Source organism: Stenotrophomonas sp. K-6 (assembly GCF_056861555.1).
Genome location: NZ_JBSPUC010000002.1, coordinates 618,430 through 631,695 on the forward strand (window position 1 = coordinate 618,430; position 13,266 = coordinate 631,695).

Below are 13,266 nucleotides of genomic sequence, written 5' to 3' on the forward strand. Positions count from 1 at the left end.
GCCCGCCATGACCCCGCGCGATGGCAACCGAAGCGCCACGCCGCACCAAACCGACCAAGACACCCCAAAACCCCCGCCCCGCATGACCGTTTCGGCAGCACACGGTAAACTCCCCCGGTGAACACTCCTACCTATACCGCCCAGCAACTCGCCGAGCAGTTTGGCCTGCAGGTCCATGGTGATGGCAGCGTAGCCATCCATGGCGTGGCTACGCTCGCCCATGCCGGCCCCGGCCAGCTCACCTTCCTGGCCAATCCGCGCTACCGCGCGCAGCTGGCCGACAGTCAGGCGGCCATCGTCGTACTGCGCGCCGAGGATGCCGAGGCCGCGCCGGGCGCCGCCCTGGTCGCCAAGGACCCGTACACCACCTTCGCCAAGATCGCCGCCCTGTTCGACATCGCACCGCCGCGCGCCCCGGGCATCCACCCCAGCGCCTGCATCGATCCGGACGCCCAGGTCGCCGCCAGCGCCCACATCGGCCCGTTCGTCACCATCGGCGCCCGCAGCGTCGTCGGCGAGAACTGCATCGTCGGCCCCGGCAGCATCATCGGCGAAGACTGCACCCTGGATACCGGCTGCGAATTGATTGCCCGCGTGACCCTGGTCACCCGCGTCAAGCTCGGCAAGCGCGTGCGCATCCATCCCGGTGCCGTGCTCGGTGCTGACGGCTTCGGCCTGGCCATGGATGCCGGCCACTGGATCAAGGTGCCCCAGCTCGGCGGCGTGCGCATCGGCGACGACTGCGAAATCGGCGCCAACACCTGCGTTGATCGCGGCGCCCTGGAAGACACCGTCCTCGAGAACGATGTGCGCCTGGACAACCTCGTGCAGGTCGCCCACAACGTCCAGATCGGCGCCCACTCGGCCATCGCCGGCTGCACCGGCATCGCCGGCAGCGCCAAGATCGGCCGCTACTGCTTGCTGGGCGGCGCCGTCGGCGTCGTCGGTCACCTCGAAATCTGCGACAAGGTCGTCATCACCGGCAAATCGGTGGTGCGCAACTCCATTCATGAGCCGGGCGAGTATTCCTCCGGCACCCCACTGACCGACAACCGCACGTGGCGTAAAAATGCCGCGCGCTTCAAGCAGCTCGATGCGCTCGCCCGGCGCATCCTGTCTGTGAGCAAGGAGAAGGAATGAGCAACAACCAGAATCTGCCGGACATCAACCAGATCCAGCAGTTGATCCCGCACCGCTATCCGTTCCTGCTGGTGGACAAGGTGATCTCGCTCGATTTCGAGAACCGGAAGATCGTTGCCACCAAGAACGTCAGCATCAACGAGCCGTTCTTCCAGGGCCACTTCCCGGGCCAGCCGATCATGCCCGGCGTGCTGATCATCGAAGCGATGGCGCAGGCCGGTGGCGTACTGACCCAGCTCACCCTGGGTCGCGATGCGCAGTCCAAGCTGTTCTACATGGTCAAGGTCGACAAGGCACGCTTCAGCAAGCAGGTCGTGCCCGGCGACGTGCTGGAAATGCACGTGGAGATCAAGCGCGTGATCCGCAACATGGCGGTGTACGACTGCGTGGCCAAGGTCGATGGCGAAGTCGTCGCCTGCGCCGAAGTGCTGTGCGCCGGCACCCGCGAATGATCCAGGCAGGAGATCTGCAATGAGTGACAACGCCCCTCTCATCCACCCCACCGCGGTCATCGACCCGTCGGCGTCGCTGGCTGCGGATGTGCGCGTGGGTGCGTTCTGCCTGATCGGCGCGGACGTGGAGATCGGTGCCGGTACCGAGATCGGTCCGCACTGCTCGATCCATGGCCCGACCCGGATCGGCCGCAACAACCGTTTCATCGGCCACGCCGCGATCGGTGGCGAGCCACAGGACAAGAAGTACAAGGCCGAACGCACGGAACTGGTGATCGGTGATGACAACGTCATCCGCGAATTCGTCACCATCAACCGCGGCACCGCCGGTGGCGGCGGCATCACCACGGTCGGCAACGACAACTGGATGCTTGCCTACACCCACGTGGCGCATGACTGCCACGTCGGCAACCACTGCGTGTTCTCCAACAACACCACGCTGGCCGGCCACGTCACCGTGGGCGACTACGTGATCATCAGCGGCTTCGCCGGTGCCCACCAGTTCTGTCGTATCGGTGCCCACGCCTTCCTCGGCATGGGCGCGTTGACCAATGGCGACGTTCCGCCGTTCACCATGGTCGGCAGCGACAGCCTGGGCCGCCCGCGCGGCATCAACAGCGAAGGCCTCAAGCGCCGCGGCTTCGATGCCGAGCGCATCGCCAGCATCAAACGCGCTTACCGCACGCTGTACGTGGCCGGCCTGCCGCTGGCCGAAGCCAAGGTGCAGCTGGTCGAACAGGCCAGCCACAGCGCCGACGTGAAGGATCTGCTGGACTTCATCGAAAGCGCCGAGAGGCCTCTGCTGCGATGACGGGTCCAGGCGGGCACACCCCGGGCATGACGACCGCCGAGATCATTCCGCTCGCTGGGATGGCGACCAGCGTCGAACAGACGCTGGCGCTGCGCACCTCCGACCGGCCGGTGCGCATCGCGCTGGTGGCCGGCGAAGCCTCGGGCGACCTGCTCGGTGCCGGCATGATCCGCGAACTGCGCCTGCGCTTCCCGAATGCCGAATTCGCCGGCATCGGCGGCGATGCCATGCGCAGCGCCGGCTGCCAGACCTGGTTCGATGCCAGCGAGCTGGCGGTGATGGGCCTGACCGAAATCCTGCGCCACCTGCCGCGCCTGCTCAAACTGCGCCGCGAGTTCCGCGCGCGTGCGCTGGAGTGGCAGCCGGACGTGTTCATCGGCATCGACGCGCCCGACTTCAACCTCGGCGTCGAGCGCTGGCTGAAAGAACGTGGCGTCCGCACCGTCCATTACGTCAGCCCCTCGGTCTGGGCCTGGCGCGAAAAACGTGCCGAGAAGATCGGGGCCAGCGCCGACCTGGTGCTGTGCCTGTTTCCGATGGAACCACCGATCTATGCCAAGCACGGCATCGACGCCCGCTTCGTCGGGCACCCGATGGCCGATGACATCCCCCTGCACAACGACCGCGAACAGGCGCGTGCCGAGCTCGGCCTGCCCTCCAACGCGAAGGTGCTGGCGGTGCTGCCCGGCAGTCGTCTGGGTGAAATCAGCAAGCTCGGCGAACCGTTCTTCGAAGCGGCCTGGCAGGTCTCCGAACGTATCCCCGGCCTGCACGTCGTAGTCCCGGCTGCCAACGCCGCCTGTCGCCAGTTGATCAGCGAGCAACTCTCCGCCTCGGCGCTGCCGGTTGCGCATTCGCACCTGCTTGACGGCAACGCCCGCACCGCGATGATTGCCGCCGATGTCGTCGTGCTCGCCTCCGGCACCGCCACGCTGGAAACCATGCTGGTCAAACGCCCGATGGTGGTCGGCTACCGCGTGGCCGAACTCACCTACCGCATCGTCAAAGCGCTGGGCCTGCTCAAGGTCGACCGTTTCGCCCTGCCCAACATCCTCGCCGGCAAGGACCTCGCTCCGGAACTGATGCAGCACGACTGCACCCCGGACAAACTGGCCGCCGCCATTCTGCAGTGGTTCGACCACCCCCAGCGCGTGATCGACCTGCAGGACACGTACGAGCGCCTGCACCTGCAACTGCGCCGTGACGCCTCCGCACGCGCCGCCGATGCCGTCACCGATCTGCTCGAACGCACCGCGGGCAGCCGTCGCGCCGCATGAGCCGCCGCCACGCCGCCGCCGCGTCACTGGCCCTGTTCGACGGTGCCGCCCTGGCCACCGTCGCGCCGCGCTACGTGGCCGGCGTGGATGAAGCTGGACGCGGCCCGCTGGCCGGCCCGGTCGCCGTCGCCGCCGTGGTGTTCTGCCCCGACCGACCGCGCCTGAACGGCCTGGACGACTCCAAGCAGCTCACCGCGGCCCGCCGCGACCAGCTCTACGACAGGATCCTCGACCGCGCCCTGGCCTGGCACGTAGTGATGGTGGATGTCAGCGAGATCGACGCCCTCAACATCTACCAGGCCACCATGCTCGGCATGCGCCGCGCGGTCGAAGGCGTCGCCCACGTCGCCCAGTTCGCCCGCATCGACGGCAATGTCGTCCCCAAAGGCCTGCCCTGCCCCGCTGAAGCCCTGATCGGCGGCGACGCCCTCGACCGCGCCATCATGGCCGCCTCGATCCTCGCCAAAGTCAGCCGCGACCGCTTCATGCAGACCCTGCACGACGCCCACCCCGAATACGGCTTCGACCAGCACAAAGGCTACGGCACCCCCGCCCACCTCGCCGCGCTGCGCAACCACGGCCCCTGCCCCCAGCACCGCCGCAGCTTCGCCCCCGTCCGCGCCTGCCTGGGACTTGAGCGCAACAGCCTCCCCGCCTGAGCGCGGCACGTGCCCGGCACGGCACCAACGAACACACAGCGACTGCCGCCGCTACGTATCAGCCAAGGCTACCAAGCACGGCGCTTCCTCGCCCCCGTGTACCAGATCGCTCTCGGAGGCTGACGGTTGCCTGCCTCTGCGCACCGGCCATCTATCGAAGGATCGGCCGTTGCCAACCCCAACGCACCGGCCATCTGTCGAAGGGCCGCTGTCGCCTGCCCCAACGCACCGGCCATGTGTCAGAGGGGTGGCGGGGGTAGAGGCGCGGGACCGTTAGGCAGCATGGATGCTGCCTACGAGCTTACACGGACGTATTCACAGCGCGTCCCGCGACTCTGCCCCCGCCGTCCCAGCCCGCAGCACCACAGAGCCCACCGCTCCTGCACTTGCTTCACCAACGCCAAACCCCGCAACCGCTGCAACCGCTGCAACCGCCGAAGCAAACCTGAACCCCACCGCCAACCCGCGCCCCCGCAACACCCCTGTCAAGCCTTGTTAGCGACCACCGCCACCGCTACCCTGACCGGGCATCACATTGGTTCGGCATGTCCACTTCCCGTTTCGTACATCTCCACGTCCACACCGAATTTTCGCTGGCGGATTCGACCATCCGTGTCCCGGCGAAGCCGGATCAGGCTGACCCGAAAAAAGCCAAGCAGGCCAACCTGCTCAGCCGCGCGGTCGAACTGAAACTGCCCGCACTGGCAGTGACGGATCTCAACAACCTGTTCGCGCTGGTCAAGTTCTACAAAGCCGCCGAAACCGTGGGCATCAAGCCCATCGCCGGCGCGGACATCATGATCGCCGAAGAAGGCATGACGCCCTGGCGCATGACCCTGCTCTGCCGCGACCGCGAAGGGTACCTGAGCCTCTCCCGGCTGCTGACCCGCGCCTGGATGGAAGGCCACCGCCCCGAAGGCGGCGTCGCCGTGCACCCGGACTGGCTCAAAGCCGGCTGCCACAACCTGTTCGCACTGGCCGGCCGCGACAGCCTCGCCGGCCGCCTCGCCGGCGACGGCCGCCATGACCTGGCCGAGCAACAGCTCGCCGACTGGCAGCGCGTGTTCGGTGATGGCCTCCACCTGGAGCTGACCCGCACTGGCCGCGACGGCGAAGAAGCCTTCAATCAGTTCGCCCTGCAGGCCGCCGGCCAGCGCGGCCTGCCGGTGATCGCCAGCAACGACGTGCGCTTCCTGCAGCCGGAAGACTTCAACGCCCACGAAGCGCGCGTGTGCATCTCCTCCGGCCGCGTGCTGGACGACCCCAAACGCCCACGCGACTACAGCGACCAGCAGTACCTGAAGTCCGCCGAGGACATGTGCGCGCTGTTTGCCGACATCCCCGATGCGATCGACAACACGCTCGCGCTGGCCGAACGCTGCAACGTCGAGATGCGCCTGGGCACCTACTTCCTGCCCAACTATCCGGTGCCCGAGGACGAAACCCTCGACAGCTGGATCTGCAGCGAATCGCGCAAGGGCCTGGAAGCCCGCCTCGAAAAGAATCCGCTGGCACCGGGCAAGACCCGCGCCGACTACTTCGAGCGACTCGAATTCGAACTGGCCACCATCATCAAGATGGGCTTCCCCGGCTACTTCCTGATCGTGGCCGACTTCATCCAGTGGGGAAAGAACCAGGGCATTCCGATCGGCCCCGGCCGCGGTTCCGGTGCCGGCTCGCTGGTGGCCTGGGCGCTGCAGATCACCGATCTGGATCCGATCCCGTACAACCTGCTGTTCGAGCGGTTCCTCAACCCAGAACGCGTGTCGATGCCCGACTTCGACATCGACTTCTGCATGGACCGCCGCGACGAAGTCATCGACTACGTTGCGCGTAAATACGGACGCGACCGCGTCAGCCAGATCATCACCTACGGCACCATGGCGGCCAAGGCGGTAGTGCGCGATTCCGGCCGCGTGCTGGGCTTCCCGTACGGTCTGGTCGACGGCGTCTCCAAGCTGATCCCCAACATCCTGGGCATCTCGCTCAAGGATGCGATGGGCGAAGGCAAGGATTCGGAAATGGCGTCGCCGGAATTGATCCAGCGCTACCAGAACGAAGACGACGTCCGCGACCTGATCGATCTGGCGCGCCAGCTCGAAGACCTTACCCGCAACGCCGGCAAGCATGCCGGTGGCGTGGTGATCGCGCCCGAGCCGCTGGCCGAATTCTGCCCGCTGTTCGCCGAACATGACGAAGGCGGCCGCGGCCGCAACCCGGTCACCCAGTTCGACAAGAACGACGTCGAAGAAATCGGCCTGGTGAAGTTCGACTTCCTCGGCCTGCGCACGCTGACGATCATCGACTGGGCCGTCAAGGCGATCAACAAGCGCCACGAGCGCGCCGGCATTCCGCCGGTGGACATCACCGCGCTGCCGCTGGATGACGTGCCCACCTACAAGGACATCTTCGCCAACGGCAATACCGGTGCGGTGTTCCAGTTCGAATCCTCGGGCATGCGCCGCCTGCTGAAAGACGCGCGCCCTGACCGCTTCGAAGATCTCATCGCGCTGGTGTCGCTGTACCGCCCCGGCCCGATGGACCTGATTCCTTCCTTCAACGCGCGTAAGCACGGGCAGGAAGAAATCATCTATCCCGATCCGCGCACCGAAGCGATCCTGAAAGACACCTACGGCATCATGGTGTACCAGGAGCAGGTGATGCAGATGGCGCAGATCGTCGGCGGCTACTCGCTGGGCGGCGCCGATCTGCTGCGCCGCGCGATGGGCAAGAAGGTGCCGGCGGAAATGGCCAAGCACCGCGAGATCTTCCGCGAGGGTGCGGCCAAGGACGGTGTCGTCGAAGCCAAGGCCGACGCGATCTTCGACCTGATGGAGAAGTTCGCCGGCTACGGCTTCAACAAGTCGCACGCCGCCGCCTACGCGCTGGTGAGTTACCAGACCGCCTGGCTCAAGCGTCATTACCCGGCCGAGTTCATGGCCGCGACGCTGTCCTCGGACATGGACAACACCGACAAGGTGGTCGGCTTCCTCGCCGAAGTGCGCAACCTCGGCCTGACCGTACTGCCGCCGCGCGTGAACGAATCGGCGTACATGTTCGAAGCCTCCAGCGCCGACACCATCGTGTACGGCCTGGGCGCGATCAAGGGCGTCGGCCAGGGCGCCTGCGAAGCGATCGTGGAAGAACGCCAGCGTGGCGGCCGCTATGCGTCGCTGCTGGATTTCTGCATGCGCGCCGAATCGGGCAAGCTCAACCGCCGCACGCTGGAAGCGATGATCAACTGCGGCGCGATGGACGGGCTGGGCAAGAACCGCGCCTCGCTGATGCTGCAGCTGCCCGAAGTGCTCAAGGCCACCGACCAGATGGCGCGCGAGAAGGCCTCCGGCCAGAACTCGCTGTTTGGCGCACCCGATCCGGTCAGCACCGCGATGCAGCTGGAACTGCCCGAAGCCAAAGAGTGGGCGCTGGGCCAGTTGCTGGAAGGCGAGCGCGAAACGCTGGGCTTCTACCTCAGCGGTCACCCGTTCGATCCCTACGCCGATGACGTCAAGGAACTGGTCGGCACCGACCTGGGCAAGCTGGAAAAGCTGATCCCGCCGGCACGCCCGAGCAAAGACGGCGAGAAGCGCGCCTGGCGCCAGGAAACGCCGGTGATCCTGGCCGGCCTGGTGGTCGGCGTGCGCCGCAAGGGCGAAAGCCAGATCTTCATGCAGCTTGAAGACGGCAAGGGCCGCGTGGAATGCAGCGCCTTCACTGATGGCCTGGCCGAGTTCGGCCACCTGATGACCAAGGACCGCATCCTGGTGGTCAAGGGCGGCCTGCGTGAGGACGAGTTCAACGGCGGCTATGCGCTGCGCATCCGCCAGGTCTGGGATTACGAAGACATCTGCGCCAACTACGCCACGCGGCTGTCGCTGCGGGTGGACCTGCGCCAGGACGGCGCGGTGTGGAACCGCGTCAACGCCCTGCTCGACCGGCATCGCCCCGGCCGCACACCGCTGCGCCTGGACCTGCTGCTTGGCTCGGAACAGGGCCCGGTGGCCGGCATGCTCGATGTTGCCGGTGACATCGCCGTGCGCGTGGACAGCCAGCTGGTGGACGCGCTGCGCGCCGATCCTGCGGTGCGCACGGTGAAAGTGCGTTACAGCCCGCCCTGGGCGAACTGATTTTTTCTGTTGCAACACAGGTATTTTGTTTTGATCAAGCGTTTTGCCGTACTGCTTAGTGCAGCCGTCGCCATCTCCGGCTGTTCCAGCCCCGCCCAGACCTTCGAGATCGACAACCCGGGCACCGCCCCGCTGACCCTGCGCATCGATGGCAATGAACTGCCGATCGCTGCGCACGCCTCGCGCCCGGTCAAGCTCAAGCCGGGTGAACATCATCTGCAGACCGAACAGCTTGGCGATGTGCGTTTCATCGTCTACGCCAACGGCAAAGGTGGGTTGATCAACCCGACCCTGGCCGAGTACGTGATCGCCAACGAGATCTACGTCACCGGTGAAGACAAGCTGCAGCACTTCGGCAGCCTGAAGAACCAGATCGAGCTGGGCGGGGTGACGTTCGAAGGGCCGTACCAGACCACCCATGACCTGTTCATCGACCAGGCCTGGAGCTTCGGCGTGCGCGAGCCGTTCCCGGAGGTGCAGACCGTGGCCCACGTAGACGCCAGCGGCGGCCGGATCAACGCCAAGATCTTCACTGCCCCGGATTTCATCGCCTACGTTGAAGCAGGCATGGGCCAGCCCGGTGCTTACGCACGCCAGCAGCCCAAGGGTTACGTGGCACCCGCCTACACGCTGGAGGCGGCGCCGACTGTCCTGCCGCCGCTGGATCCGGCCTTCGAGGTCCATGCCGGCCCGCTGCGCGAGCTGTATACCCGCTACCTGCACGCCACCTCCGCCGATGCGCAGCTGCAGCTCCAGCAGGAGGCCTTCCAGGCGCAGATGGCGTTCACCGCCGCGACCGCCCGGCTGGGCTCGGGCCTGTCCAAGGAGGCCAACGAGGGCTACAACACCTTCGTGCAGACCCGCAGCACGCTGATGGGCCGCGCGGCGCTGGTCGTCCCCTGACCTGACTGGCGCCCTTGGCCCCGCTGCGCTACCGTCGGTTTCCAGACGACGGCGTACGGGGCTTTTCGGCGCATTCGGCTACACTTTCCCTCTTTTCTTCACGACGGTTTCCGATGAATCCGAACTACCTCGACTTCGAGCAACCCATCGCTGATCTGGAGGCGAAGATCCAGGAACTGCGCAGCGCCAGCGCCGGACCTGCGGTCAATGTCGAGGCCGAGGTGCATGCCCTGCGGGACAAGCTGCGGGTGCGCACCGCGCAGATCTTCCGCAACCTGACCTCCTGGCAGGTGTTGCAGCTGGCCCGCCATCCGTCCCGTCCGTACACCGAGGACTACATCCGCATCATCTGCGATGAGTTCCAGGAACTGGCCGGGGACCGCGCCTTCGCTGACGACAAGGCGATCATCGGCGGCCTGGCCCGCATCGGTGGCCGCTCGGTGATGCTGATCGGCCATCAGAAGGGCCGCGACACCAAGGAAAAGATCAAGCGCAACTTCGGCATGCCCAAGCCGGAGGGCTACCGCAAGGCGCTGCGCCTGATGAAGATGGCCGAGCGTTTCGGCCTGCCGGTGCTGACCCTGATCGACACCGCCGGCGCCTGGCCGGGCATCGACGCCGAATCGCGCGGCCAGTCCGAAGCGATCGCACGCAACCTGATGGAAATGGCCGAACTGAAGGTGCCGGTGGTCTGCACGGTGATCGGTGAAGGCGGCTCGGGTGGCGCACTGGCACTGGGTGTGGGCGACCGCACCGTGATGCTGGAGTACAGCGTGTACTCGACCATCAGCCCGGAAGGCTGTGCCTCCATCCTGTGGAAGGACCCGGCCAAAGCCAAGGACGCCGCTGAACAGCTCGGTCTGACCGCCCCGCGCCTGAAGGATCTGGGCCTGGTGGACAAGGTGGTGCGTGAGCCGACCGGTGGTGCCCACCGCAACCCGAACCAGATGGCCAAGCGCCTCAAGGCCGTGCTGCTCAACGAGCTGGACGTGCTGGAAGCCCTGCCGGTCGATGTGCTGCTGCAGAAGCGTTACGAGCGCCTGCGCAGCTACGGGACCTACGAAGTGGCCTGATCGGGCTGCGGCGCAGACGAAAAAGCCGGACGCGCAAGCGCCCGGCTTTTTTTCAGAACGGCTTGGCGATCACCAGCCAGACCACGCCGATGAACAGCACCAGCGGCAGTTCATTGAACCAGCGCAGCGCGCGGGAGGACGGCAGAACCTTGCCCTTCACTGCGCCCTTCAGCAACCGCCCGGTCCACGAGTAATACACCAGCAGCAGCACCACCAGCCCGAGCTTGGCATGCAGCCAGCCCGCCGCACCGGGGGCGACCATGGTCGGGAAATCGGGAATCACGCGGTAGCCCAGCCACAGCACCACGCCCAGGATCAGCGCGAGGCCGAACATCATGTGGCCGAACCTGTACAGGCGCAGGCCCATCAGCTGCAGCCGCTCGGTCACCGGCAGCTGCCCAGCCGTCTCGCTGAGGTTGACCAGGATCCGGGGCAGATAGAACACCGCCGCCATCCATGCCACCACGAACAACAGGTGGAAGGTCTTGACCCAGTAGTAGGACTGCATGTGCTTGCTCCGGCGGCTGGCAGGGGTTGGCCGCCATTCTCGCATGCCCGGTAGAGCAACCCGATGGGTGGCTGACGCGACCCATCGCCGCACCTCAACGACGCATCCACGCGCGCCACGCCGTACGATAAGCGCCGCTTACACTCACGTGCACATCTTCCATGGACAAAACCTACGACGCCGCCTACTTCCAGCGCTGGTACCAGCCTGACCAGACCGGTGGCGCCGCGCGCCTGGCGCGCAAGGTGGCGCTCGCCGTGGCCAGTGCCGAGTACTACCTGGAACGCCCGATCCGCAGCGTGCTGGATATCGGCTGTGGCGAAGGCGCCTGGCGCGCACCGCTGCTCAAACTGCGCCCGCGCGTGCAGTACCTGGGCTTCGACAGCAGCGATTACGCCGTGCACCGCTACGGCCGCAGCCGCAACCTGCACCCGGCCAAGGTCGGCGATTTTGCCTGGCTGCGCCCGTGCGCGCCGGTGGATCTGCTGATCTGCTCGGACGTGATGCACTACGTGCCCAGCCGCGAGCTGCGCCCGGCACTGGAAGGCTTTGCCGAGCTGACCGCCGGCGTGGCCTTCCTGGAGGCGTTCACCGCCGAGGATGACTTCGATGGCGACCACGAAGGCTTCCAGCCGCGCCCGGCGCGCTGGTACCGCAGCCAGCTCAAGCGGGTCGGCTTCACCGGCTTGGGCTCGCACTGCTGGCTGTCGCCCGCACTGGCAGGTCACGCGGCTGCTCTGGAACGTGGCGCGCCCTGAGTCTCGATAACAATTGAGACAACACCCGCATTAACGCGCCCGCGCGACGGGTGCGCTATGCTGCGCGGCAACATAAGACCATACATATTGGACGTCATGCTATATCAGCTGCATGAGTTGACCCGCAACCTGCTCGCCCCGTGGGTGCACCAGGCCCAGGCCAACGCGAAGTTCTTCGCCAATCAAGGTCATTGGTGGTCGCAGATGCCCGGCGCGGATCGCCTGGCCGCTGTGAACGAGCTGTTCCACCGTATCGGCAAGGATTACGAGAAGCCCGAATGGGGCATCAATGAAATCGACGTCGAGGGCGAGCGCGTGCCGATCGTCGTCCACGAAGAGATCAGCAAGCCGTTCTGCAAACTGCTGCGCTTCAAGCGCCACAGCAATGAAGCCGACCAGCTGCACACCATGCTCAACCAGCCGTTCGTGCTGGTGGTGGCGCCGTTGTCCGGCCACCACGCCACGCTGCTGCGCGATACCGTGCGCACCCTGCTGCGCGACCATCGCGTCTACGTGACCGATTGGGTCGATGCGCGCATGGTGCCCGGCAGTGAGGGCGAGTTCGGGCTGGAGGATTACGTCGCTTACGTGCAGGAGTTCATCCGCCACCTTGGCGCGGAGAAACTGCACGTGGTCAGCGTCTGCCAGCCGACCGTGCCGGTGCTCGCCGCCGTGTCACTGATGGCCAGCCGGGGCGAGACCACGCCGCGTTCGCTGGTGATGATGGGTGGGCCGATCGATGCGCGCTGCAGCCCGACCGCGGTCAACAACCTGGCCACGCAGAACCCGATGTCGTGGTTCGAGAACAACGTCATCCACACCGTACCCGCCACCTTCCCGGGTGCCGGCCGGCGCGTGTACCCGGGCTTCCTGCAGCATGCCGGCTTCCTGTCGATGAACCCGAGCCGCCATTTCAGTTCGCACTGGGATTTCTACGCCGACCTGGTCAAGGGCGACATGGAAGATGCCGACGCGCACCGTCGTTTCTACGACGAGTACAACGCGGTGCTGGACATGCCGGCCAAGTACTACCTGGACACGATCCGCGTGGTCTTCCAGGAATTCCTGCTGCCGCGCGGCGAGTGGTACGTGCAGGGTGAACGCGTGGATCCCAGCGCGATCACCGGCACTGCGCTGCTGAGCATTGAAGGCGAGCTGGACGACATCGCCGGCCTGGGCCAGACCGAAGCGGCGCAGCAACTGTGCACCGGCATCCCGGCTGAGCACCGCGAGCATTTCATCGTCGAAGGCGCCGGCCACTACGGCATCTTCAGCGGCCGCCGCTGGCGCGAAACCGTCTACCCGAAGGTGCGCGATTTCTTCGCGGCCCATGCGCAGACCGTCGCCAGCAAGCCGAAGAAGGCCGCGAAGATCGCGAGCAACGTGACGCCGTTGCGCCGCAAGGCGGGCTGACGACCGTTTGGCGTGAGCCCCCGACCAGGGGGCTTACGCTATGGGTAGTGCCGGCCGCTGGCCGGCTGCGCTTTTATCCTGCATCGTGCGATGCCGGCCAGCGGCCGGCACTACCGGATCCTCGGGTTCCGACCTGTGGCCGAAC

General features: G+C 66.2%; 10 protein-coding genes and 1 pseudogene. 10 read left to right on the forward strand and 1 reads right to left on the reverse strand.

Annotated elements, in window-relative coordinates; genetic code table 11:
• Positions 1–117: 117 nt before the first annotated feature.
• From lpxD to AC13F7_RS08260, 8 genes and pseudogenes are all read left to right on the forward strand, one after another.
• On the forward strand, positions 118–1,140 hold the full coding sequence (gene lpxD / locus AC13F7_RS08225; protein ID WP_482999808.1) for a UDP-3-O-(3-hydroxymyristoyl)glucosamine N-acyltransferase: 1,023 nt from the start codon (positions 118–120) through the stop codon (positions 1,138–1,140).
• Positions 1,137–1,592 carry a 3-hydroxyacyl-ACP dehydratase FabZ gene (gene fabZ, locus AC13F7_RS08230; RefSeq protein WP_482999809.1) on the forward strand — a complete coding sequence of 152 codons (456 nt, stop codon included), beginning with the start codon at positions 1,137–1,139 and terminating at the stop codon, positions 1,590–1,592. Before lpxD ends, fabZ begins: the two co-directional genes overlap by 4 nt.
• Positions 1,593–1,611: 19 nt before the next feature.
• The gene (gene lpxA / locus AC13F7_RS08235; protein WP_482999810.1) at positions 1,612–2,403 is read left to right on the forward strand and encodes an acyl-ACP--UDP-N-acetylglucosamine O-acyltransferase; all 792 of its coding nucleotides are present in this window, start codon (positions 1,612–1,614) and stop codon (positions 2,401–2,403) included.
• 104 nt (positions 2,404–2,507) lie between these two features.
• Positions 2,508–3,680 (forward strand): annotated as a pseudogene (gene lpxB, locus AC13F7_RS08240) (lipid-A-disaccharide synthase); the annotation flags it as partial.
• Positions 3,677–4,339 (forward strand): ribonuclease HII, encoded by a 663-nt coding sequence (locus AC13F7_RS08245; RefSeq protein ID WP_482999811.1) that lies wholly within the window; start codon positions 3,677–3,679, stop codon positions 4,337–4,339. The pseudogene lpxB and the gene AC13F7_RS08245, both read left to right, overlap by 4 nt.
• Before the next feature lie 545 nt (positions 4,340–4,884).
• A complete protein-coding gene (gene dnaE, locus AC13F7_RS08250; protein WP_482999812.1) occupies positions 4,885–8,466 on the forward strand; it encodes a DNA polymerase III subunit alpha in 3,582 nt (1,193 codons plus the stop codon).
• A gap of 33 nt (positions 8,467–8,499) precedes the next feature.
• The gene (locus AC13F7_RS08255; RefSeq protein ID WP_483000128.1) at positions 8,500–9,369 is read left to right on the forward strand and encodes a hypothetical protein; all 870 of its coding nucleotides are present in this window, start codon (positions 8,500–8,502) and stop codon (positions 9,367–9,369) included.
• Positions 9,370–9,482: 113 nt separating this feature from the next.
• Entirely contained in the window at positions 9,483–10,442 is a 960-nt protein-coding gene (locus AC13F7_RS08260; RefSeq protein ID WP_482999813.1) for an acetyl-CoA carboxylase carboxyltransferase subunit alpha, read from the forward strand.
• A gap of 52 nt (positions 10,443–10,494) precedes the next feature.
• On the opposite strand, the gene AC13F7_RS08265 is transcribed toward AC13F7_RS08260, so the two are convergent.
• Complete coding sequence (locus tag AC13F7_RS08265; RefSeq protein WP_346473188.1) at positions 10,495–10,950, reverse strand: CopD family protein; 456 nt, start codon at positions 10,948–10,950, stop codon at positions 10,495–10,497.
• Between the two features lie 161 nt (positions 10,951–11,111).
• Here AC13F7_RS08265 and AC13F7_RS08270 point away from each other — a divergent pair, with 161 nt between their 5' ends.
• Entirely contained in the window at positions 11,112–11,708 is a 597-nt protein-coding gene (locus tag AC13F7_RS08270) for a class I SAM-dependent DNA methyltransferase (RefSeq protein WP_482999814.1), read from the forward strand.
• A 57-nt stretch (positions 11,709–11,765) separates the two neighbouring features.
• A complete protein-coding gene (locus tag AC13F7_RS08275; protein ID WP_481468494.1) occupies positions 11,766–13,121 on the forward strand; it encodes a polyhydroxyalkanoate depolymerase in 1,356 nt (451 codons plus the stop codon).
• The last annotated feature ends 145 nt before the right edge of the window (positions 13,122–13,266 follow it).

Coding starts and splice junctions, on each gene's coding strand:
- fabZ (WP_482999809.1), top strand. CDS start 1,137: ATGAGCAACAACCAGAATCTGCCGGACATCAACCAGATCCAGCAGTTG.
- lpxA (WP_482999810.1), top strand. CDS start 1,612: ATGAGTGACAACGCCCCTCTCATCCACCCCACCGCGGTCATCGACCCG.
- AC13F7_RS08245 (WP_482999811.1), top strand. CDS start 3,677: ATGAGCCGCCGCCACGCCGCCGCCGCGTCACTGGCCCTGTTCGACGGT.
- dnaE (WP_482999812.1), top strand. CDS start 4,885: ATGTCCACTTCCCGTTTCGTACATCTCCACGTCCACACCGAATTTTCG.
- AC13F7_RS08260 (WP_482999813.1), top strand. CDS start 9,483: ATGAATCCGAACTACCTCGACTTCGAGCAACCCATCGCTGATCTGGAG.
- AC13F7_RS08265 (WP_346473188.1), bottom strand. CDS start 10,950: ATGCAGTCCTACTACTGGGTCAAGACCTTCCACCTGTTGTTCGTGGTG.
- AC13F7_RS08270 (WP_482999814.1), top strand. CDS start 11,112: ATGGACAAAACCTACGACGCCGCCTACTTCCAGCGCTGGTACCAGCCT.
- AC13F7_RS08275 (WP_481468494.1), top strand. CDS start 11,766: ATGCTGCGCGGCAACATAAGACCATACATATTGGACGTCATGCTATAT.